Annotated in this window: 22 protein-coding genes and 1 tRNA gene; 20 read left to right on the plus strand and 3 right to left on the minus strand. The window is 40.0% G+C overall.

The genetic code is table 11. The features are described 5' to 3' along the window. The first annotated feature begins 130 nt into the window (after positions 1 to 130). From PVV63_RS01715 to PVV63_RS01775, 15 genes are all read left to right on the plus strand, one after another. Positions 131 to 207, plus strand: a tRNA-His gene (locus tag PVV63_RS01715). Between the two features lie 319 nt (positions 208 to 526). After that, positions 527 to 694, plus strand: a complete 168-nt coding sequence (locus PVV63_RS01720; protein ID WP_273790362.1) for a hypothetical protein — start codon at positions 527 to 529, stop codon at positions 692 to 694. Next, a complete protein-coding gene (locus tag PVV63_RS01725) occupies positions 685 to 1,482 on the plus strand; it encodes a beta-hydroxyacyl-ACP dehydratase (RefSeq protein ID WP_273790363.1) in 798 nt (265 codons plus the stop codon). Before PVV63_RS01720 ends, PVV63_RS01725 begins: the two co-directional genes overlap by 10 nt. Next, positions 1,470 to 2,027: a hypothetical protein gene (locus PVV63_RS01730; RefSeq protein ID WP_273790364.1), complete on the plus strand. Its 558-nt coding sequence runs from the start codon at positions 1,470 to 1,472 to the stop codon at positions 2,025 to 2,027. The genes PVV63_RS01725 and PVV63_RS01730 overlap by 13 nt, the downstream gene beginning before the upstream one ends. 1 nt (position 2,028) lies before the next feature. Continuing rightward, positions 2,029 to 2,532, plus strand: a complete 504-nt coding sequence (locus PVV63_RS01735) for a DUF6622 family protein (RefSeq protein WP_273790365.1) — start codon at positions 2,029 to 2,031, stop codon at positions 2,530 to 2,532. 812 nt (positions 2,533 to 3,344) lie between these two features. Beyond that, positions 3,345 to 3,473, plus strand: coding sequence for a DUF2924 domain-containing protein (locus PVV63_RS10430; protein WP_375630993.1), 129 nt, complete (start codon positions 3,345 to 3,347; stop codon positions 3,471 to 3,473). Positions 3,474 to 3,824: 351 nt separating this feature from the next. Further along, a complete protein-coding gene (locus PVV63_RS01745) occupies positions 3,825 to 4,034 on the plus strand; it encodes a hypothetical protein (RefSeq protein WP_273790367.1) in 210 nt (69 codons plus the stop codon). 429 nt (positions 4,035 to 4,463) lie between these two features. Next, on the plus strand, positions 4,464 to 6,332 hold the full coding sequence (locus PVV63_RS01750) for a site-specific DNA-methyltransferase (RefSeq protein WP_273790368.1): 1,869 nt from the start codon (positions 4,464 to 4,466) through the stop codon (positions 6,330 to 6,332). Positions 6,333 to 6,360: 28 nt separating this feature from the next. Next, positions 6,361 to 9,558 (plus strand): DEAD/DEAH box helicase family protein, encoded by a 3,198-nt coding sequence (locus PVV63_RS01755; protein WP_273790369.1) that lies wholly within the window; start codon positions 6,361 to 6,363, stop codon positions 9,556 to 9,558. A gap of 314 nt (positions 9,559 to 9,872) precedes the next feature. Then, positions 9,873 to 11,123 (plus strand): MFS transporter, encoded by a 1,251-nt coding sequence (locus tag PVV63_RS01760; protein WP_273790370.1) that lies wholly within the window; start codon positions 9,873 to 9,875, stop codon positions 11,121 to 11,123. A 931-nt stretch (positions 11,124 to 12,054) separates the two neighbouring features. Beyond that, the gene (locus PVV63_RS01765; RefSeq protein WP_273790371.1) at positions 12,055 to 13,395 is read left to right on the plus strand and encodes an MATE family efflux transporter; all 1,341 of its coding nucleotides are present in this window, start codon (positions 12,055 to 12,057) and stop codon (positions 13,393 to 13,395) included. A gap of 316 nt (positions 13,396 to 13,711) precedes the next feature. Next, positions 13,712 to 13,900: an NAD(P)H-dependent oxidoreductase gene (locus PVV63_RS10335; RefSeq protein WP_342753365.1), complete on the plus strand. Its 189-nt coding sequence runs from the start codon at positions 13,712 to 13,714 to the stop codon at positions 13,898 to 13,900. Positions 13,901 to 13,940: 40 nt separating this feature from the next. Then, complete coding sequence (locus tag PVV63_RS01770) at positions 13,941 to 14,114, plus strand: hypothetical protein (protein WP_273790372.1); 174 nt, start codon at positions 13,941 to 13,943, stop codon at positions 14,112 to 14,114. 453 nt (positions 14,115 to 14,567) lie between these two features. After that, positions 14,568 to 14,714 (plus strand): hypothetical protein, encoded by a 147-nt coding sequence (locus PVV63_RS10435; RefSeq protein ID WP_375631047.1) that lies wholly within the window; start codon positions 14,568 to 14,570, stop codon positions 14,712 to 14,714. 65 nt (positions 14,715 to 14,779) lie between these two features. After that, complete coding sequence (locus PVV63_RS01775) at positions 14,780 to 14,929, plus strand: hypothetical protein (protein ID WP_404977277.1); 150 nt, start codon at positions 14,780 to 14,782, stop codon at positions 14,927 to 14,929. Positions 14,930 to 15,924: 995 nt separating this feature from the next. Here PVV63_RS01775 and PVV63_RS01780 read toward each other — a convergent pair. The 3 genes from PVV63_RS01780 to PVV63_RS01790 form a co-directional block, all read right to left on the minus strand. Then, positions 15,925 to 17,145, minus strand: coding sequence for an MFS transporter (locus PVV63_RS01780; RefSeq protein ID WP_273790373.1), 1,221 nt, complete (start codon positions 17,143 to 17,145; stop codon positions 15,925 to 15,927). Positions 17,146 to 17,155: 10 nt separating this feature from the next. Further along, the gene (locus PVV63_RS01785) at positions 17,156 to 17,437 is read right to left on the minus strand and encodes a hypothetical protein (protein WP_273790374.1); all 282 of its coding nucleotides are present in this window, start codon (positions 17,435 to 17,437) and stop codon (positions 17,156 to 17,158) included. A 433-nt stretch (positions 17,438 to 17,870) separates the two neighbouring features. Further along, positions 17,871 to 18,221, minus strand: a complete 351-nt coding sequence (locus PVV63_RS01790; RefSeq protein WP_273790375.1) for a hypothetical protein — start codon at positions 18,219 to 18,221, stop codon at positions 17,871 to 17,873. Positions 18,222 to 18,917: 696 nt separating this feature from the next. On the opposite strand from PVV63_RS01790, the gene PVV63_RS10440 reads away from it, so the two are divergent. The 5 genes from PVV63_RS10440 (at position 18,918) to PVV63_RS01810 (ending at position 23,213) form a co-directional block, all read left to right on the plus strand. After that, complete coding sequence (locus PVV63_RS10440; protein WP_404977278.1) at positions 18,918 to 19,160, plus strand: hypothetical protein; 243 nt, start codon at positions 18,918 to 18,920, stop codon at positions 19,158 to 19,160. Beyond that, positions 19,138 to 19,602 (plus strand): hypothetical protein, encoded by a 465-nt coding sequence (locus PVV63_RS01795; protein WP_273790376.1) that lies wholly within the window; start codon positions 19,138 to 19,140, stop codon positions 19,600 to 19,602. Before PVV63_RS10440 ends, PVV63_RS01795 begins: the two co-directional genes overlap by 23 nt. Before the next feature lie 196 nt (positions 19,603 to 19,798). Beyond that, positions 19,799 to 20,035: a class I SAM-dependent methyltransferase gene (locus PVV63_RS01800; RefSeq protein ID WP_273790442.1), complete on the plus strand. Its 237-nt coding sequence runs from the start codon at positions 19,799 to 19,801 to the stop codon at positions 20,033 to 20,035. 455 nt (positions 20,036 to 20,490) lie between these two features. Then, on the plus strand, positions 20,491 to 21,918 hold the full coding sequence (locus PVV63_RS01805) for a glutamine synthetase family protein (protein WP_273790377.1): 1,428 nt from the start codon (positions 20,491 to 20,493) through the stop codon (positions 21,916 to 21,918). A gap of 11 nt (positions 21,919 to 21,929) precedes the next feature. Further along, entirely contained in the window at positions 21,930 to 23,213 is a 1,284-nt protein-coding gene (locus PVV63_RS01810; RefSeq protein WP_273790443.1) for an FAD-binding oxidoreductase, read from the plus strand. The last annotated feature ends 8 nt before the right edge of the window (positions 23,214 to 23,221 follow it).

A 23,221-nucleotide genomic window follows, 5' to 3' on the forward strand; every position in this document is an offset into this window, starting at 1 on the left:
TTTTCTTCACAAAAAATTGCGAGATTTTTTTAAAGGGGCTTGCAAACTTTGTTGATTTTCCTTATGTCACATAAGCGTAAGAATAAATGTTTACGAAATCGTGAACATTTATGATACATTTTCTTTTTATGCGGTTGTAGCTCAGTTGGTTAGAGCGCTGGTTTGTGGCACCAGAGGTCGTAGGTTCAAATCCCACCAACCGTACCAAGAGAGACGTCATTTCTGCACTAATCGGTGGATTTTGTGCTACTGGTCTCGCGCATATAGGAGCCTGCAAATATGCTGCCATGCGACTTTCTAGTGTCCTCCATGAGATTGAAATCGAGAATCTTGAGGTGGCGGTAACGCATTATTGCAAAGACAAACCCTGGCTAGGGTTTGGTCATCCGATTATGCAACGGGATGTCTGGGTTGATTTCTTTTTTTTACGCTTTCAGGCGCTATGCGCCCCTTCAGTTCGCTTGCGCGATCTATTTCGGACAATACAGGACAGCAACCCAATGTCGATTTTCTAATTGCAAGCATCATGAGCAAACATCGGGCTGCTCCTGAGCTGGGATTGTTGGCTTTTTTCGTTTGTCGTATGCCGATACTTCTCGCGCACTATCAAGCGCGGTTTAGCTCTCATTCCTTCGGTTTATCATCAAAGGCTTTAAGAGAAAAATATAAAAAGGTCCCCCAATCATGGCTATAAAGCATCGCACCGAGCCAAATTTCTTGGGTATATGTCAGAGTATCACCTTAACCACACCGATGCGTGCTTGCGGGCAAATCGATATTTCTCACTGGGATTTAGCGCATAACTATTTGAAGCAGGGCTTGTTACTCGAAGCCTTGCATCAGTTTTCAGTTCGATTCGCCACCGTGGTGGCTAAAAACTCGGATCTCACTTATCGCTATCTCCCTGTTATGGTTGAACAGTTTTTCTCTACCGTCCATTTTGATAGCGATCGGTTGCGCGTTGAAGGACATATTGAACGCATTAATGAGGACTGCCGTATTCACTGTAAGTCCAGCCCATGCGACAATGGCAGGGCCGTTATTGCGCAGGCAATCATCATTGTCAGTAAGGTCTGCTTCCCTAGCTCGTGTTCTGAGAAAGCCGCTCTTCCATTACTAGGCGATTTATGTAAGATTTCCTCTGTAACCGGAGATTCTTGTACTTTTTCCTTTAATGCGCATCACCCGCTTTTTGAGGAACATTTTCCCTCCCGCGCCGTATGTCCTGGTTCACTATTGATTGAGATGGTTCTGGCTTTGTCCACGCAGGGTAGGGCGAAAAATATCGCATCTGTTGCGCTGAAAAAAGTAAAGTTCATTGAAGCAGTTTATCCGGGAGATACCTATCAGTTGACCATTAAACAGGATACAGAGTATGAACCGGATGGCGTTTTTTATATTCATACGGAAACTAAAAAACGAAGCACTTGCAGTAAGTTTTCTATCAAATATAAAAAGGAGGATGCGCCATGTTTAACATAATAATCTCTTTTATTCCGTGGAGTATTTACTCCTGGGTTATCAATGGAAACTTTTTAACTCTGGTCGAACGCTCTCTCATCTTAACTGTGATTTTATTGTTCATTATTGCTGTGAATATTAAAATTGTCCGGCAGGGAGAACCCGTGATGATTACTAACATTCTGACAGTTATTGTCCTGTTTGTTAATTATTTCGCTGGATGGTCTACACTTTTACTGAACTACCCCACAGTTTTTTGCTATCTGTCACTTGCTCTGGTTTCATTGATTAGCTTGCTGGTAAAGAAACCCTTTACCATTTTTTATGTCAGTGCTGGTGTTTCTGAAGAAAAACGCAAACATATCCTATTTTATCTCATCAATAAATATATTACATGGATTTGGGTAATCATCTTTTTTGCCAATGGCCTTCTAGTGGCTTTTTTTACATGGACCCCGCAGATTTGGTTGGTCACTATGGGTTTAATTTGTACTGGTATTCTTTTTTCTAAATATCTTCCTAACATCATGCAATATTTTTATCGCATCAAACATCATGGAGCATAATATGTCATTGTTTAACATTCTGACCGGAACCCCTTTATGGGCTTGGATTTTGCTTATTTTTCTCATTGCGAGGGGAATAATCGCATTGAAAGATAGGGAAACGAAGGTTTACCGCCTTTTTCTCTTGCCGTTAGTCTTTCTTTTTTTGGGCGCAAGCGATGTGATTAACCAGCTGGCCTTCCCACGCTGGGGAGCAATCGCAATGTTGGCAGGGCTGATGATCGGCTTTGGCGTTGGCTGGTTGCTCTGGCGTGCTACTGCGCGTTTAAAAATCAAAGAGGGAACGGATTTAATTATTCGGCATGGTACGCCGTTGACGCTGATATTTATTCTTATCGCTTTTGTCATCAAATTCACATTGATTGTTTTTCTCAATATTGAACCTGATTTGAAATATGCATTTGATTTTAATCTTCTTTTTGGTCTTTTAAGTGGGTTCACTGATGGTGTGTTTTGGGGCGGCACATTAAATTTATATATAGCATTTCGAAAGAATCCAAATTAGTTCCTATATCCTTAGCTGTTGATGCTTCTGTCAAGTATTATGATACAGAAGCGTCCGCTATTTTACGTTGAAACTGCGGCTGCTATACGACTAAGTGGCCTTACGCCTGAGTATGCAAGAGCGGCAGAGTTTGTACAGTCTACGCCATAATATGTGGAGCACTCTTGCGGGAATGAGTGCATTATTATTGCGATATACATGTAACCCTCTAGCTAATATTATATTAGTAAGGCTGTTTTTTGAAGCCGCTTGTAATTACGGTGTGTTTTTAAAGAGAACGTTCTAACCGATGTATCGCTTGCAGTACCATTTCTCTTTATAAGACTATTATCATTTCTTTTAGAAATCTGCACTTCTCACCTTTTTTTGCGTATGATCGATAACGTAGTTAAGATCCTTGAGATAGTGAATTTTTATCTCTTTTGCTAAAAATGCCCAAACCATCTTATTTAGTCGAGACTTTGTTTAAGAAGGGATCTTCTAAATTTATTTTTTCAATAGGATATAAATTTCTCGTTTTGGGTGCGCGGTAAACTTATAGCAGCAATAAGCTTAGGTTTATTGGTTCTAAGCGTGGAGGGAGTTGAGCTATCCAATGCAAAAGAATAAATTGCACTTTGGTCTGACTTTGTGAACACACACTATTTTTTGGACTAATCGAGGAAATAGAACATTCATGTGTTGAGAGGATTAGACAATGAGTTGTAAACAATTAGAGCAAGAAATAGCCACAGTAAAGTATACGTCAATGTAGGAGCCCAAAGCCTTATGGCACACTTATTTCAGTGACGATTATTTAGGACAAACGCATCATGTGCTTGTGGTGCCAAAAGGCTATCAATGAGGGCAAGATTTACAAAAGCTTGAAAGTTATTGCCAAGCATATTACCGGCATCAATTGGAATAGCCATTTGTTTTTTGGCCTTGTAAGGCGGGGATGAGAGGATGACAGGGGACAAGAAAGGTGCTTAAACAAGCGATAAAACCAATACGCGGCGCTATATATAGACGTAAAACCGAAGAAGGTTTAAAGCAAGAGTTTAACTAACGGGACGACAAAAAGAAGCAGACGAAAGCTTTGTTAAAGCTTACCGTCATGAAGGTTGGCAATTAATACCAACGTTGCTGATAATGTAAAAATCATGCCGCAATATATTTAAGGAGCGAGTGCAAGAGATTAATACATTCCTATGGCAGATTGTAAAAGCATGGTTTGTACATGAGCCTAATTATATGATTGATAAGGCAATACAAATCACTCAGGGACAAAATGATAAGAGCTATATTTTATTATGAATCTGACACACAGTATAAAACCTATAAAGGCAAAGCGTTTTATGGCATGGGAAGGATTTTCAGCCTGCTGGTGGGCGTTTGAGGGTGTTTTTATTTTACCTTCCGTAAAAGGTATTTTAGCAAATCTTGCTTGTGCGGACAAGGGAAAACTAGAAGTGGATGCTGACATAATCCCTTGTGAAATGGTTTTTATTGCGTCGAAATAAATGATGAAGAAATTTATGTTTTCGTTGGCAGTGATAGTACTTGGATGTGCTTGTGCCAATTGATAAGCTTATTGATAATATTTGTAAGTGCCATAATAGCACACAAGAAAAAATATAAAATCGCTGTCTTTATTATGCCAAACAGCGGCTAATTTAGAGCGCGAAATTATTGCTTTTGCAAAGTAAATCAAAGAAAAGCAAAATGATCAAAATGTGGTAATGCGAATTTATTTAGCTGACTTGCGTAAGCAAAAAGAAATAAAACAAGCACAAGAAACTTTAAAAAATAAAGAGAACAGCTTATACGACATTTTTCATGAAAGTAAATTTGCAGAGGATATAGAAATAAATAGGATAAAAGGAATTGCGACGTACAAAAGAAATATTCATAGACATATTTTATACTAAGCGTAACGGAGAAGCGCAAAGATGAGTATAATAGCGGGTGAAGATAAAATAGAGGGCATGAGTCAAAGCCCTATTAATCCAGACATAGAAAAGTTAAAAGCAGTCTTTCCGCAATGTTTTGCTGAGGGAAAGCTGGATATAGATCAGCTTCTTAATCTATGCGGCGAATATATTGATAATGATTTTGAGAAGTTCAAATTTGAATGGAAGGGCAAAGGAGCAAGTTTAAAGCTTGCGCAAAAGCCTTCACTTGCGACATTGCGCCCGAAGCGCGAGGAGAGCGTAAACTTTGATAATACACATAATCTTTATATTAAGGGCGATAATCTTGAAGTGTTAAAACTTATCCAGCGGGCTTATTTTGGCCAAGTGAAGATGATCTATATAGACCCGCCCTATAATACGGGTAATGATTTTATCTATGATGATGATTTTAAAGACCCATTGGCGCGATATAAGGAAGTGACGAGCCAAACGACAAAATCGAACCCTGAGACAATGGGGCGGTTTCACACGGCTTGGCTCAATATGATTTATCCGCGCTTGCGTTTGGCACAGACCTTATTGCGTGACGATGGGGTGATTTTTATCTCAATAGATGATCATGAAGTTCATAATTTGCGCAAAGTATGTGATGAAGTGTTTGGCGAAGAGAATTTTGTTGCGCAGCTGGTGTGGAGGAAACGCACTGGTGCTAATGATGCGCAAAACAATGTAAGTACAGACCATGATTACATTTTGTGTTATAGTCGCAGGCACACTGTTTTTAGTGGAGTACAAAAGAGTTTTGCAAATTATACCAACCCCGATAATGACCCGCGCGGGCCTTGGATGGCTGATAATTTGACATGCAATAAAACAGCATCAGAGCGGCCAAATCTTAATTACCCGATTACTGATCCACAAACGGGTGTAGTTTACCAGTGTAATCCCAATCGTGTATGGGCTTATGAAAAAGGACGAATGGCAAACATCATCAAAGAAGGCAAGGTGATCTTCCCAAAAAACGGACAAGGTACGCCTACTTATAAACGTCATCAAACAGAAGTTAAATCTCAAACTAAACCATTTAGTACAATGCTTGAAACAGATATGAATTTTATAGCGACCAAACAATTACGAGAACTTTTAGGCGGCCAATTTTTTGATCATCCCAAGGGTGTGAGTCTTATAAAGCAATTGATTGAACAGACGACCAGTGACAACGACATCATTTTCGATTTTTTTGCTGGTTCTAGTACAACGGCGCATGCAGTGATGGCTTTGAATGCTGAAGATGGTGGTAATCGCAAATTCATCATGGTGCAATTGCCTGAATTATGTGATGAAAAGAGCGAAGCCTATAAAACTGGTTATAAAACTATCTGCGATATAGGTATTGAACGTATTCGCCGCGCTGGTGCACAAATCAAGCAAAAGCATGAAGCAGAACTCACAAGTGAGCAGCCTCTAGACACCGGATTTCGCGTTCTAGAGCTCGATAGTTCCAACTTTTCCATATGGGACGATAGCCCGATTGATCCGAATGCACTTGATGTTAAAGAACAATTGCAAATGCGCTTGGATCATATTTTGCAGGGGGTGATTCCCGAGCGCTCTCATCAAGATATTATCTTCGAAATCATACTTAAATATGGTTGGCCACTGGATTTAAAAATTTACCCTTTACCAATCAATGGCAAAAAATTCTATTATATAGGCGAGAGCGAAGGCGATGTCTTGGTAATTATAGCCATAGACCCGCCCTTTGAACCCGAAGATGCGGAAGAGATGATAAAGTATTTGCCCGTAAAAATCGTAGCGCTTGATGCGGCCTTTAAAAGTGATGAGGCGCTTATTAATTGCGACTTTATCTTTAAAGACAATGAAGTAAGTTTTGATAAAATTTAAACTATAGAGAGACGATTGGGGCGGCGATATGAAACTTAAATTTAAACAACAAGAATTTCAAAATGATGCGGTTAAAAGCGTCATTGATTTATTTAAAGGCCAACCACGACGGAATTCTTCTATTTTCTTGCATTCAGAACAAGGACAATTAGCGTTAAATGAATTTGGTTATGGTAATCAATTATTGATCAGTGATGAAAGCATATTAGCAAATTTACAAGAGGTGCAACAGAACAATAAACTCTTGGCGAGTAAGACGCTAGAGCAAAAGCAGTTTTCTATTGAGATGGAAACGGGAACAGGCAAAACTTATGTCTATAGCAAGACGATTTTTGAGTTAAATCAACGCTATGGCTTTACCAAATTTATTATCGTCGTACCAAGTGTTGCTATTCGCGAAGGGGTGTATAAATCACTTCAGGTAACAAGGGAGCATTTTCAAGCAGAGTTTGATAATCTGCCCTATCGTTATTTTATTTATAATTCAAAAGATCTTTCGCAAATTCGCCAATTTGCAAGCTCTACCAATATTGAAATTATGATTATCAATATTGATGCATTTAAAAAAGCAGAAAATATTATCAACCTTCCGCAAGATAAACTGAATGGCGAAAGTGCTATGCGCTATATCCAAGATACAAATCCGATTGTGATCATAGATGAACCGCAATCGGTGGATAATACAGCAAAAGCGAAGGAGGCTATTGCGAGCCTTAATCCGCTTTGTATTTTCCGCTATAGTGCCACGCATAAAGATGAGATTAATCTTTTATATCGTTTAACACCTGTTGATGCTTATAAAAAAGGACTGGTAAAGCAAATTTGTGTTTCTTCTAATCAGATAGAGCAAAATTTTAACCGTCCCTATATTGCCTTGAAATCCGTATCTCACAAACATGGCTTTAAGGCGCGCTTAGAGTTGGATATTGCGGGAAAGAATGGCACTGTGAGCCGCAAAACAGTTACAGTGAGACAAGGCGATGATCTGTATCGCGTTACGGGCGGGCGTGAGCTTTATAGGGGTTATATTGTTTCGGGTATCAATTGCATGGCGGGGGATGAAGCTGTTGAGTTTTCTGATACTGAAATTGTCAAATTTGGCCACGCCCTTGGTGATGTGAATACAATAGAGCTTAAACGCGCGCAAATTTATCGCACTATAGAAACACATTTAGATAAAGAATTGCGGCTTGCGCCTTTAGGGATTAAAGTTTTATCACTTTTTTTTATTGATGAGGTGGCTAAATATCGTAGCTCTGATGAAGAGCCAGCACTTTATGAGCGTATGTTTGAAGAATGTTATGAAGAGCTGTTGGCGAAAAAGAAATATGCCTCCTTGCGAACTAAGTTTGCACAAAATGTTCGAAACGTGCACGGCGGTTATTTCTCGCAAGACAAAAAAGGCGTCTATAAGGATACAAAGGGCGACAGCCAAGCTGATGATGACACTTATAACACGATTATGCGTGATAAGGAGTGGTTATTATCTTTTGCATGCCCCTTGCGTTTTATCTTTTCGCATTCGGCCTTGAGAGAAGGCTGGGATAATCCGAATGTGTTTCAAGTGTGTATGTTGATTGAGCAAAAATCGAATTTTACCGTACGGCAAAAGATTGGTCGCGGTTTGCGCTTGTGCGTAAACCAACACGGTGAACAGGTAGAAGATAAAGATATAAATGTGCTGCATGTCATGGTGAATGAAAGCTTTGCTGAGTTTGTGAGTACATTGCAAAAAGAATTAGAGGCGGATATTGGTTATAAACTTGGTACATTGCAGATGGAGCATTTGGTTGGCCGTATTTATGAAGATGTAAAATATGTGGCCGCTAAAGTGGAAGTATCGCAAGCACAAAAAATTGTTAAAATACTTGTTGCAAAAGATTTTATTGATGAGGCAGGTGTCGTTAAAGTAGATCAAGATTTAGTAGCGAGCGAATTTGATGCTATAGGGGCGGAGGAAATGCCACGCGAATTGCGTCAAGAAATTGTGAAAAAAACTGATGCGGGCGCGCTTATTAATGTTGAGACGCTGCAAGATCTGATTTATATGACAACTGTGACAGAAACAAAAATTCTGTCTTCGCAAGAGGCTGCTGATATATTGGTTGAGTTGCGTGAAAAAGCCTTGCTTACATCAGCAGGAAAAATCACAGATACATTAAAAGCGCAATGGGCGACTGGGACGTTAGATTTAAGTGAACGTTTTAGTAAAGGGCAGAAGCAGGCTGTGCTGCAGGCGCTAGAAGCGAGCCAAGCCATGCCGATTATTCGTAATGCTACGCGCGAGGTGCGGGTTAAGCTTAAAAAGCAAACAGTGGCTTCACCAGAGTTTTTGGCCTTGTGGGAAAAGATCAATAAAAAGACCACTTATCGTGCAAAGCTTGATCGCACAGAGTTTGTTGCCAAAGCAGTGGATGCAGTGGAAAAAATGGCGCCAGTTGCGCCCGCGCATTTGGTTTATCAGACAGCAGAGATAGAACTGGATAGTGCTGGTGTGACCTATGAAGAGCAGTTATTAAAGCAGAGTGCGCTTGATTATAGTTTTTGTGCACTGCCGAACATTGTACATTATTTGACCTTAAAGCTGAAATTAACCACAAAGACAATTATTGGTATTTTGACCAAGAGTGGCCGTGAGCATGAGTTTGTAAAAAATCCACAAGCTTTTTTAGAGCGCATAGAAGAAATACTCAATAAAACCCATGTTAATCTTACAATTGATGGCATTAAATATTTAAAGCTGGTCGGGCAAGAATATAGTGTGCAAGAGCTTTTTACCAGTGAAGAGCTTGTGGCAAATTTAGAGCGTACAGCTGTTGTGAGTGAGAAGAGTGTGTATGATCATGTGGTTTATGAAAGCAGTGTGGAGAAAGAGTTTGCACAAAGTCTTGAAAATGATCCTGAAGTCAGATTGTTTTTTAAACTACCAAGAAGTTTTAAAATAGCCACTCCCATTGGTTCTTATACGCCTGATTGGGCAGTTTTTTTAGAGCGAGATGGCGAACAAAAGCTTTACTTTGTGCTGGAGACAAAAGGGGCAAATAGCGAGTTTGATTTGCGACTTAAAGAAATACTGAAGATTAAATGCGGCAAAGCGCATTTTGCTGCACTGCAAACGAGCGTTGCGTTTAACGACCAGCCGGTGATAAATTGGCGTGAATATAAGCGTACTTTGCCCGAAGGGGCGCATGAGTTTCCAAGTGCTGCGGTGGTTGTTACAGAATGATTGGAGCATGAAATACTTAAGGGGGAGGGGAGAAAAGCTTTTTATATCAAAATAATAAATTGATAAAAGGTAGTTATAATGTACACTTCATGTTGAATTTAATTGTTTTCATTTAATACAGGAGGTAAAGTTATGAAAACTAAAGATATGTATAAACCACTGAAAAAAAATTAAACGGGTTGATGTTGCTGCGCTCAAAGCCCGAGCAAGTGAGCAGAAAATGGCTGCTTGAGGCGCTTCTATGAATTGAAGTTTTAAAATATATAAAGCTGGCGGCAAAAAAGCTGCCAGCTTTATAGCTTTTGGATATATTAATGACGATAGATTATGAAGTTAAAAAGTTGCTCTATGGCTGTGGGGCAATGAGCGGGGTTCGGTTGATTACAGGTTCCTTCCATGCTTTTTTTTTCTTGTCTATGGGCGTTAGTATAGCACAGTTAGCCTTATTGCAAATTGTGTTTAGCGCGGCTATTTGTATTTTTGAAGTGCCTTGTGGGATTTTAGGAGATAAAATTGGCGTTAAAAAAAATGTTATCTTATCATGTTTCTTTTTTTCGCTCTTTTTCTTTTTATGTATCTACGCGCCTAATCTTTCTGTCTTAATTCCGGCAGAAATTATTTATGCTTTAGGCTTTGCTTTATGCTCTGGCGCTGATAGTACATGGATTAAAGGCTTAATCGATAGCGGTGGTTACAAGGGTAGTTTGATCTACCACCAAGTAAATGCCTATAAACGGGAACTAACGGCATTCATGAATATGGTTGCTGGTGCGCTAGGTGTTCTTATTGTTTTGTGTATGGATAATTATCAGTCGGCATATTATTTTTGTTCTTTCGGGTTTCTCGTGCTTGTATTCTTGTTTAGTCGGGTGACGGGGATAGCTATTGCATCCGTTTCGGGTAGTCAGTCAATAGACTCGGGTTCTTTGTTGCATGCAACAGAAGCTTTTACTTATTTAGTTACCTCAAAAATCGGATTATATTATATATTGATATGTGGTTTTATTGTTGCTGCATTGCAGCCAATATTTCATTTTTGGCAACCTTTTATTTTGGGACAAACAGGAGTATTAGACAATGCAACAGGAAAGACTAAAATTCTTATTCTTGGCCTGTGCTTTGTGTCTTATACTCTCGTAAAATACTTATTTAATCGCTTTGTAATTAAATATCTTATGCAAAAATATGCTCCTATGGCGATAACTTTGTGCTCACTCGTCCTAAGTGCTGTTGTTATGCTTGCTCTGCTTCTCGTTGCAAACAGTTGGGCTCCTATTATTTTATTCACCGTATTTCACAGTTTTTTTTCTGTTCCTATGACGCAGTTTGAAGCAGAGTTTTTTAAACATATTCAACAAAAGAATGCAAATACGGTTTTATCCATTGTTAGTTTTCTTGCGCGTATTTTTGGTATTTTAGCGCTTGTGCTGATTGGTTGGTTGGCAAATAATGTTTGTATAGAAGCAGCTTTTTGTTTTGCCTTGGTTTGTATATGTTTAATTATCCCGCTTAATTTGGCTTGGCTTTATACTGATAAAAAGTTAATAAAAGACGAGGAGGTTTGAAAGTGAAGATACAGTTGAACAGGGACTTGCCTGTGACTTACATAAAGACACAGGAAAAAATAGTGTGTGGGTCATCTTATATGGATTGAGTCGAAATTAATAGCTGTCCATCGTTTTTAGTAGAGATGCTTATCGATTTGAATACACCAAATGATTGTGCGGCTATTAGCCAGAAATATCGCGAACGAGCATATCAAGAGGATATGATATTGATGTGTTGTTAAATGAATACTTCAGATTGGATTCGGAGGTGGACAAAATTATTATTTTTGGAGAGGGCAATCATTCATATGAAGTCTCTATAGTTTTGTGATGTGGACATGGTGCGTATAGTTATAGAATGCTCTCCTAGTGAGTGCTAGATGGTGCTTTTGCGTCCGTAAAATATTGTGCGTTGGTTGTTGAAATAAAGTTTCATAATTTTAGATCGTAGAGCGGTGGGGCATCGAGGTGCCTTATGTATCATAAATGCTCTTTTTTAATTGGTGTATAGGCACAATGGATTGTAAAAATGCTAATGCCTGTGTTTTTTGACAACTTGGTCGGCTTTGTTTTTTTACGTATGTAAGCAGCGAGTAAGCAAAGGTTAGCACAGGTGTATTACTTGCAGTACCAAAAAGTTTGATTAAAAATACTAAAAATGGATATACAAGACGAACAAACGGTTCGCTGAGGATCTTTTATCAATGACTGTAGTTGCTTGGGGGCATAATATTGTACAAAAAAACGCATGGCATAAAGTCCAAAAAACCAATAAAGGTGCATTGCGCTTCTTTTTTAAGAACTGGGCATCTCCTCTTACCTTAATGCGTTCTCATTATGCATCCTTTACACAAGACTTGCGATGGAAAGACTTTACGGAAAAAATCAATGTGTTTTGTTTAAAAGATCCGAGCTTAATATGCCCTTCAATATGGAAAGATATTTCACAATGTTTGTTGTGATGAAGCAATTGCTCTCTCTTGGCATGCCTCTGGCTGTTGGGTTTATCTTTCAGATGATGATTTCCTTCACAGATGCAGCGCTTGTAGCGCATTTAGGCGTGCAAGCCTTGAGTGGTACAATGTTAGCTCTGAGTATATTTAGTTTTGTTATGTTGTTTGGGCTAGGTATTATTACCGCGGTTGCACCAAAACTTGCGGAAAGTTTTCGTAGACAAGATAGATATGCATTAAAGGTATGGTTTGATCAAGGAATATGGCTTTCCCTTGTGATTGGAATGATGAGTGCGATCATTTTACTCAACACGAGGAATATTTTGTGTTTTCTCGGCCAAGATGAGACAATTGCCAATATAGCGCAGGAATATAATAGTGGTGCTGCTATAGGAGTGGTGTTTTTTTATCTTTATGTGAATAGCCGGGGATTACTGTCAGCAATTGGTAATCCAAAGCCCTTAACCTGGGTTATGCTTGCGGCTATCCTCGTAAATTTTCTTATCTCTTGGCTGCTTATTTTTGGTATAGGTTCTGCAAGCGGATTAGGTGTCTTTGGTGCAGGAATTGCGAGCAGTTTGATCCGTATTTTAATTGTTATTGCAGCAGCAATAATATTGTCCCGCAATTCTGCTTTTCATTCTTTTCGCTTTAATTATTTGAGACCAAAGTTAGAGATTTCACGAATAATAAAATTGCTGCGAGTAGGGCTACCCATTGGTATACGTATTCTTATTGCGGAGGGTTTTCCTTCTGTTATTGCATTTATGATTACGGCTTATGGGGTCGAATCTTTGGCCGCGCATACGATAGGGATGCGTCTCGATATGCTTATTTCTGTGGTGGCTTTGGGGATTTCCAGCGCAGCTGCGACAATAGCAGCGTGGTATAGAGCAGATAGGAATAATATGGCTCTAAAACAGCTGCGTATGAGTGTCACAGTTTTTGCTGTAGCTTATGTCTTATTTTTATCAGTGGTTGTTTATCTCTCTTATGAATTTATCCTTACAACCATCTTTAATATTTCTGAAGACAGCGTTGTTGTTTTCTCTTGGAAGTTGCTTCCGTTCATCTTATTGTCTTTTGCTTTTGGCACTTTAGGAGCTATGCTCAATGGCATACTTGTGGGCTTGCTTGATACGTTTTGGTCAACAATTGTTGTAGCAATAAGTTATTGGGGGTTAGGCCTATTTGGGGGAGCGCTAATGGCGCATTTTTTTGAATATGGCTTTATTGGCTATTGGCTTGGCATGATTGGTGCAAGCTTAATCGTTTCTCTCTTTAATTATATGCGCGTGGGTTATTTAATAAAATGCAATCCTATGGGGGCAGAGTGAGTGTTATAAAAGCGCTTGTAAAGCACTAGCTGTGAAGGCTTAGCTACTCACCATCCATAGAGGCTGTTTTTACTTCTATGGAGATAACAATATAGGTTACAAAACTTGCTTAATATTGAAAAGAAGTGTCTTTGATTGTAGCCTCAATATTATTTGTTGAGTTTTTAAAATAATATGGGTTTATTAAAATCATTCGGCTACAATTTAAGAGTAAGTTCGGTAGATTGGAAGAGTTTAATACCTTAAAAAATGACGAGAAAAAACGTGCTTATATTCATATGCTGTTGAGGAGGCATTTAAAAAAGTTGTTGTTTTTATAAGTCATTACCATTGTGATGCTAAAACGTATGCATTTGTCAAAACAATCGCAGACGCTAACGATGTTATTCTTGCAAGTCCTGTTTATCACGGGTCTTATTCAGGGGGATTGAAGAATGCTCTTGATAATTTAGAGTACAATGCTTTTGGAATAAAGTTTTTAGTCATCTCTCTCATGACAATATAACCCAAAATGCGCACTGCCCTGTGTATATTTGGTACCAATTGTGCATACGCTTTATGGACAGGCGCTGCAATATCAAGTTGCTTCGGCTAAAGATGATTTTGCGTTTGAGAATGAAAACCGTACACGGAGACTTAGCAGCGTAAATGTACGGGCTTGCTGCGCACATCTTGCTGATAAAATGTACAATAAGGGTGGAGGATATGATCAAAAATGATAGGAAATACCGTTATTTAGTCATTGGTGGTGCAGGAATATTGGCTCCCTTCGCCGGTTATTAGGGCTGAACAACGTGATTATCGCAGCGCGTTTTCGTTCTCATCAATCCAAAATTGAGTTATTTCAGACAAGGGCTAAATATATATTTTGGAGATTATTATAAGCCATAGGCACAATTTTTAAAAGGGGTACCCCTATGGACGGGCTTGAAATATTGCATATTATGGGGGGCATTCGCCTGCACATGTATTTTCGTGTAGGTTGAGATTGAGCGGTTGGCCTTCTTACCGAAGCCTCTGCGTATTGTTCATGTTTTTGGTTTTAATGCAGAGGATAAAATAATCTCTGGATGTGCGCATCACAATAAGATTGATCCCATATCTGTAAAATTAGGTTGGAAAAGGCGATCATATGGCCGGCGGTGGTCAATGAGAAGAGTGTATATGATTATGTGGGGTTTATAAGAGTAATATTGAGAAAGAATTTGCGCAAAATTAATGATAATGCCTCCGAAGTAAAATTATTTTTTAAATTGCCAAGGAGCTTTAAAATCGTGGCGCTCATAGGCTCTTACACGCCGGATTGGGGGGTGTTTTAGAGTGAGATGGCGCGCAAAAGCTTTATTTTGTACTGAAAACAAAAGGAACGAATAGCGAGTTTGATTTGCGCCTTAAAGAAATGCTGAAGATTAAATGCGGCAAGGCGCATTTTACCGCCCTTGAGACTGGTGTGGTGTTTAACGAGGCACCGGTGATGAGTTGGCGCGATTCTAAGCGGGGGATGGTGGTAGAAAGAGTGGGGGGATGGTGGTAGAAAGAGTGGGGGGCTGTGGTAGGAGTGGGCGGCACGAATGACGCTGTCTTTAATTGCGTACCGCCAAGCTAATTTTGTGCTTTGCGAAATTAGCCAAGGCTTTTGGACGTACCGCGTTTACCGCGTAGTAAAATCTTATGAATATCATGCAGAAGGCGCGCAGAAATGGGTGATTGCGTGTCTAGCATTCCCAATGCCGTAATTAAGTACAGCCACATAATGAGATAGCTCTTCAATATCATCAGTCGCACTAATACTTTTTCTTTATTTTCAAACAATAATAGGTCAGATGGTAACGATTATGTCCTTTCTATCTGAGAAAAGAGTAGCACCGCTTGCGTATATGCACGAGTAAAAGTCAATCAACATTGGTCTGAGGTAAAAAACGCCAATTATTTCTAATACACCTAAGGATTTCATAGCTTGCTCTAACGGTTTATATAAAGCCACCCTTTTAAAAGGTGGATTGGGTGGAAAATTTATTGGGATATAGGCTTTATGAATCTCTCGAACTAAGCTTTCTACTATGCAGTCCCTAAGGCGTGATTGCATATATGGTCGCATCTGTTGCTGCGTTGTGTAGGCAGATATCCTAAATTAAGAAAGGAGGGCTGCTCTTTTAATTACAAAGGAAGAATACGGCGCGTAAGTGCAGCAAAATGTATTTTGAAGAGCAGTAAAGGGGTGAGGCATTTGATGTCCAGCGGGTGACGGATTAACTGGAGTATAAGTAGGCATTGCTAGGGCGGAGTTTTTAGTTAAGAATTGCACTTCGTACGCTATAAGCTCTCTGCATCCTTCATATAGGCGTTGAGATCATCGCCCAATCAACGTAAAGGGGCTGTTTTGTCTTTAGCGCTTGTTTGGCTGCTTCTATAGTGCCGCTGGCTCTATCAGCCATTATGGTGATAATTTTCTCGTCCAAAGAACAGATCAATCGATTGCGTAATAGGGTATGTGTGCCTTTTTTGACCGTGTCTTTTTTAAAGCAGCTGTTACCTCGTGGCAGGGTTGGGTATGTCTATATGATCAGCCTGCCAAAGAAAAGGAAGCGTTATCGCGATAGCCACCAATAGTAGTCCAGCGATAAAGGCGGCAGCAAACTGCAATGATATAAAAGAACCAAGGACGCCGACCAAAAAGCTTCCGACCGGCATTCCAGCATAGCCTATCACCCGAAAAGCAGAATTAGCTCGCCCGAGAAGTTGCTTTGGTGTGAGGCGCTGCCTGAAGGCGGTAACACCAATAAACCATAAGCTTGCTCCAACGCCAGCGATAAAGGTGACGCCCCATACGACGACAGCACTTTTTGAAAAGGCTGGAATCAGCAGCAAGACAACCGTTCCTAAACCGTCAGTGAGAACAGCTAGGCGCACCGGTGCATAACGTATACGCGGCGCAAATAGGGCACCTGCCATTGTACCAAGCGCGTAGGCTGCAAACATTACGCCATATTGGCTGCTATGTAGGCCCAGATACCGACCGTCGGTAACGAAGAAGATGAACGAGGTTAGGAATGCTCCAAATACCACCGATAGAAAGAATGTGAGTAATGTAAGGGAGGTAAGATGCCGATTTGAAAAAATGAAACGAAAGCCGGCAATAATATAACGGAAAGTGATGTTTTCTTTATCAAGTGTTGGCGATGTCGGAACAGCACGGCGAGCGGTAAAAATCAATGTGATAAAAAGCACGATTAACAAGCCAAGAAATAGCAGTGTGCCATGCCCTAAAATGCTGCTTGTTATGACAGGGGCAAGAAAATAGGAGACCCCGAAATCTAAAAACAAGACAATTGAGTAGAAGGTCATCAATCGCTCTCCCTCCATGATAAGTGGTGGAATCGTCATTATATAAGCTTCGGCAGAAACGACGATGAATCCAGCAATGGTTGCATAGAAGAAAATTTGTTCGGCTGGAGCAATCTGTATCATGAGCAGTACGAACAGGACAATATGCAGTAGCATGAAGATGAGGAGAGCTGTGGTGGCAAGTTTTATTTTGTCGCAGCGATCAAGTAAAGCGCCTGCAAGGATGCCGAAAATTGGCCACGCTAATGAGAAGAGACCTTGCGCCCAACTTACTCCGACTACGCCATATCCAGATTGTCTTGCTAATAGCGGGATGGCAGTGCGCAAAGCACCGCTGAGTAAGGCGAGCAGACTAACGGTTAGGCAAAAATAGCGTATGTTCCTGTTGGTAAAAAGCGTGAACATTCTTTTCTCCTTAAGATGCCATACAGGTTTCCGCTGTTCCATCAAGTACGGCGGTTGTATTCAGCATGTTTGCGACATAGCCGTCCAAGATATTCCTATCTGCCTGAGGTAGAAGAAAATACATAAGGTTGGAATACCATTGCCAACCACGCTGAGTCAGCTGGAGATCGTTATCACTTTCTACGATGAGACCTGCACCTATGAGCTGTTGTAGGTTATTGTATACGAAAGAGGGGAGTGCGGTCCAGTCAATTCTTTCTTTTTTGGCATAACCGTTATAAGGTAGCCTCATACACAAAGCCTTGGAGGCTTGTTGCTCCGCTGATACCCAATTGTAGTATACTTTGGATTTGCCTTTAAGTTGTATGTCGGTAATGTATCCGCTTCGACTGGGATTGGCTCGTGTGACGAGTGAGCCGAGAATCGACATTGCTGACGCCCCGAAGCCAACCACATAATCGTCATGATAACCATGCAAATATTTGTGATAGCGGAAATAATTAGCTGAACTCGTTTTAGCGAGCGTTAGAGGAGTGTTATTGGCAATTTTGATATAGGAATGCCCATTACACGGCGCATAGCCGCAGCTGCGCATAACGATATCGCTAAATAATCGAAGCATTTGTCGATGCTGTAGGCTGGACGGTTTTAGCCCTTTTTGTGCGTAAGACTTATGCAGTTGCGACGTGATAGCCAGATTGTTGATTGCATAGAGGTTGATGGTTTCAGGATGAAGCTCTCTGGCTTGCTTCAAATCGTATAATCGTTCTTCGGCTTGCTGGCTGTGCATGCCATATAGTAGGTCGAAACCGACATGTCCCAATTATCTCTTGTGACCAAGCCATGGTATTGTTGATTTGTTCACGTGTTGAGGTGAGGTTAAACAATGATCGGAAACGCTCAATGAAACTCTGTATACCGAAGCTGATCCGGTTAACGCCGATCTCACGGGCAGCATAAAGTTTATCACGTGTGACGCTCTTCGGTTTGCTTTCCAGTGTAAATTCGGCTAAGGAAGAGAGCTCAAATTCAGCATGCAATACTTTTCCGATGTGGCGGATATTATCTGCGGACAAGAGTGACGGTGTGCCGCCCCCCTATATAGATGCTGCGGATGGGCCCTCTAAGCGAGCGAATGAAATTTCCTTTGGTTCTGATCTCTGTGGTAAGCGCTGACATATAAGATTCGATTTGCTTAACGTGCTTGTAGGCCCCTTTCTGAAAGGGACAGAAGGAACAGATGGTTTCGCAAAAGGGAATATGCAAATAAAGAGAAATGGTACGCGCTTGTGGAATCTGCTTACTTTGCGCTAGTTTATTAAAGTCTAGGTAATCGTAAAATTCATTTGAAATAGTGCGAAATAACGGATATGTGAAGTTGTAAATCGTCTTGAGTTGGTCGAACTTCACAAAAGGATGATCCACGAGTTGCATAGCTTACCTCCCCCAATTTCTTAATTCGCACTATATTATTGACGGGCGACTGGTGACCCAATCACCCGAGTGTATTACCAAAGATTTTCACGGAACATAATGAATCCCCCTTTTGTAGAAGTTATATGTATTATACATATAACTTCTTATATGAACAGGCGAGCTTGTTTAAGAGGCAATGTAAAGATAAAAATATAAAAGAACTTTCTCTTGCAGCCTTATGGTCTGATATTGTAATTGGTATCCTGTTTTACGTGGTCGGGCTATGAATGCCTAGGGCGAGAAAAAGCAGGGTATTTTAATGGACGTGCGGGGCATCATTGTTATGTTGCTGGGACTTGGAATTTGCGTCTGGTTATGAAATATCATTAGTGCAAAAAGATGATTTTAAAGGTAGATATATATTTTTTGATATCCCTGTAAAACTTCGAGAAGAGATAGAATTATCTATTAGAAAACATATAAATGTCCAGTGTGATAATATTATCGAATTACATGACATCATCGCTCTTGCCCGCCATTTTGACATATTGCCTAAAATCTCATTGAGATTGTGCCATGTACTGGCAAACGGGGGATAGATCGCGTTTTGGTATGACTGCGGCGGAGTCACGTGCCGCATTATCTTTGCTAGAATCCAATAGGATTAGGCTTAATGGGGCGCCTTTGCATGTGGGCTCTAATTTGAATTCGACTGAGTTAATAGTATCCACCTTAACTAAGGCTGGAAAGGATATTTACGCATTGAAGGATCAAAAAAGTTTTATCAGTCTAGGCGGGGGATATCCGACTTCCACAGCATTCTGCGATGCCGTGACGATCAATGACGAATACTCTCGTAAAATTTATGAGGCATTATCACAATTGGGTTGTGATTTACATAAGCTTACGGTAATTATTGAATCTAGGCATATTATATCTGAAGATTATGGTTATTTATTTTCTATAAAAGAGCAGAGTGGTACGAACTTAATTACAATCTGGGCTCTGGGGATGTGTACTCAATCTGCACAGTATCACTAGGTCATAAGTCAAAGTATGTGAAAGCAACTGATACAAAAAAAAATTACGATGGTGGAAGATCGACGATGAAGGACTTTAGTTCAAAGGAAATTGATATTATTGTGTTCTCATATCCTGATTTTTTGGCTTTTTAGATATAAATAACACACCTCCTAGTGGGCTGGAGACTATCAAATGTTGGATCACGCATGGCGCAATTAGCAAAAATTCCTATCTATTGGATTTGGTATGCTCTACTGGATTCTCAGCTCTAAATATTGTGTGCGAAGTGCAATGTCAAGCGGTGGAAATTGATATAAGTGCAGAGTTTGTACCATTCGCTCAGAACAAGGTTGATAGCTCTGTTATGCAGGCGATGGTTAAGTTTCATGTCGGAAATGCTGAGCGTATGTCTTATCCTGAAAATACATTTACGCATATTATGGCGGGGTGAGTGTTTGTAAGCACAGCTGTAAAGGCTACTCACCATGACTAGGGTGTTTACTTCTATGTGGATAACAATAGAGTTACAAAACTTGCTTCATATTAAAAGAAAAGTTTCCTTTCTTTTAATTAAGCATTGCGACAACCAAAAGGAAATTAAATATCTCGCCTTTATTATTCTCACCAATGTTTGCTTATATATGATTATTTGAATCGGAATTAGGTTACGTACAATATGGTATTTCTCGCTGTTTTATATAAGGAGAAGGTTAGCACCGATGTATCGCGTGCAATATCATTTTTTTCACTATGGTGATAGGATAGCTTGTTGAGCGTAAAGTTCTTTTACCTTGATGGATCTTATAGTATTATTCAAAATATCAGTTGATAAATTTTTTTCGTGTCGTTTATGCATGGGCTGATACAATAAGAATAGGACTTGATTGTTTTTAAAGTTGGTATGTTATGGATGTAAAAAATGGTAAACAAACGAAAAGTAAGAATTTTAAACCTGTTTCTCGTTTTCTCAAAAGTTTACGTGGTGTGCACAATTGGGAACAAGTTTCACAATGGCTTGCTTTCCGTAAGGTAGAGGATATTGAATGTATTACGCCTGATCAAGCAGGGGTACCACGGGGCAAGATGATGCTTTCTAAAAAATTTACATCGGAAACATCATTGGCATTGCCTTCAGCAGTTTTTATGGCAACAATTTCAGGGGATTATCCGGAAGATGGTCATGGTTTTGAATATCCTAAAGCAGATGGTGATTTACGCCTTGAGCCTGATCTTTCTACGTTAAGCATTGTTCCATGGGAAGATGCTCCTACGGCACAGGTGATTTGTGATCTTGTGTATCAAAATGGTCAGGTTGTGGATTACACACCACGCAATGTTTTACGAACGGTGGTTCACTTTTACACAAAAATGGGTTTAAGCCCTGTTGTTTCACCAGAAATTGAGTTTTATTTGGTACAAAAAAATCCCGATCCTGATTATCCGTTAGTTCCACCGGTTGGTCGTTCTGGACGTTCAATTGGTGGTGGACAGGGGTATTCCATTGCTGGTGTGAATGAATTTGATGATTTGATTGATGATATTTATCAATTTTCAGAGGCACAAGGATTGGAAATTGATACCCTCATTCATGAAGAAGGAGCAGGACAGTTTGAAATCAATTTACGTCATGGTGATCCTATTGAATTAGCGGATCAAGTTTTTATGTTTAAACGAACAATTCGTGAAGCAGCACTAAAACATAATATGTATGCAACTTTTATGGCAAAACCCATTCAAGGGCAGCCGGGTTCTGCTATGCATATTCACCAATCGGTTGTTGATAAGAAAACCGGTATGAATATTTTTACACAGGAAAATGGTGAAGAAAGTATCTGTTTTCGCCATTTTATTGGTGGATTGCAAAAACATATGCCAGGGGTACTTGTGATGCTTGCACCTTATGTGAATTCTTATCGACGTCTTGTTCCTGATAATTCGGCTCCTGTTAATTTGCGATGGGGATATGATAATCGTACTACAGCTTTTCGAGTTCCTCGTTCTGCTCCTCAAGCGCGGCGTGTTGAGAATAGACTTCCTTCATCAGATGCGAATCCTTATTTAGCCCTTGCAGCTTCTTTAGCGTGTGGTCTTATTGGTTTGCAACAAAAAATTGAGCCGGATGAGCCAGCGACAAATAATGTAAACGCTGATAATATTGAGTTGCCGCGTGGACTCATTGAGGCAGTCAATTTGTTTGAACAAGATACAGTGATACGTGCTATTTTAGGGGATGTGTTTGTCAGTACTTATGCTGCAATCAAACGCCAAGAGTTTGAAACTTTTATGGAAGTAATCAGTCCGTGGGAGCGTGAATATCTCCTGCTGAATGTTTAAATTTTATGACGATGATTGATTATAATTCAATTTCTCCAGGAATTTCTTGGTATGAAGATGCTTTAAGAGAACGTCCATCGTATCCTTCTTTTTGTGAAAACAGACAGTGTGATGTGGTCATTATTGGAGGCGGATTTACGGGTCTTTCGGCTGCTTATCATTTAGCCAAGGCTGGAGTAGATGTTGTTTTATTTGAAGCATCACGTTTTGGTGACGGCGCTTCAGGGCGCAATGGTGGACAGCTGGGAACAGGGCAACGGCAATGGGTAGAAACATTAGAAAAAAAGTATGGTTTTGAGCGAAGTAAGGCTCTGTTTGATTTGGCAGAAGAAGCTAAAAGAGATATTTTAGCTTTATGCGCAATGCCTAATTGTCCGTGTGATTTGATAGGAGGACAGCTTTCTGTAACTCATAAAAGGCGTGAGCTTCTCTCTTATCAACGGCATATTGAGGCGATGCAGCGTTATGGCTATCACGCGCTTACTTTTATGGATAAGGCTGAAACATCTGAGCGACTTGGATCAACTTTTTATTGTGGTGGTATTTATGATGCGGATACCGGCCATATAAATCCCTTAAAATTGATTGTTGGGTTGGCAAAAAGAGCCCAAGATGCTGGTGCTAAGCTTTATGAGAAGTCACAAGTAACGACCGTAAGGCGCAAGGGAGCCCATTGGAAAGTAATAACAGAAAAAGGCAGTGTAACAGCAGAGCATGTTTTACTTGCAACAAATGGGTATAAACTTGGTCTGGAGCGTTTTATTGAAAAAAATATTGTTTCTATTCGCTCTTATATTGGAGCAACGGCCCCATTACCAAAGCATAGTTCAATTCTTATAGGGGGGGAATCGGTTGATGATTCCCGTTTTATGGTTCGCTATTTTCGCAAAAGCATTGATAATCGCCTCTTATTTGGTGGTGTAGAAAGTTATGATAATAAGCATCCTCTAAATTTAGATGAACGTATAAAACGGCAAATTGTTGAAATTTATCCTCAATTACATTCTATCAATTTAAGCCATCGGTGGGGAGCAACGGTTGCCATCACAGTTGAACGCATGCCCTATGTTCGCCAAATTTTTTCAAGGATGACTTATTGTGGTGGTTATTCAGGGCATGGCGTTATGCTGGCTCCTTTCGTGGGAAAATTATACGCAGAATGGTTAACTGGAAAATATGAACGTTTTTCCTATTTTCAAGACTTAAAGATTTCATCTTTTCCGGGAGGAAGAGTTTTGCGTTATCCGCTTATATTTTTAGCAATGCGTTGGTTTTCTTTATTGGATCGCCTTTAATGGAAACA

Source organism: Bartonella sp. CM31XJBT (genome assembly GCF_028618555.1).
GTDB lineage: Bacteria > Pseudomonadota > Alphaproteobacteria > Rhizobiales > Rhizobiaceae > Bartonella.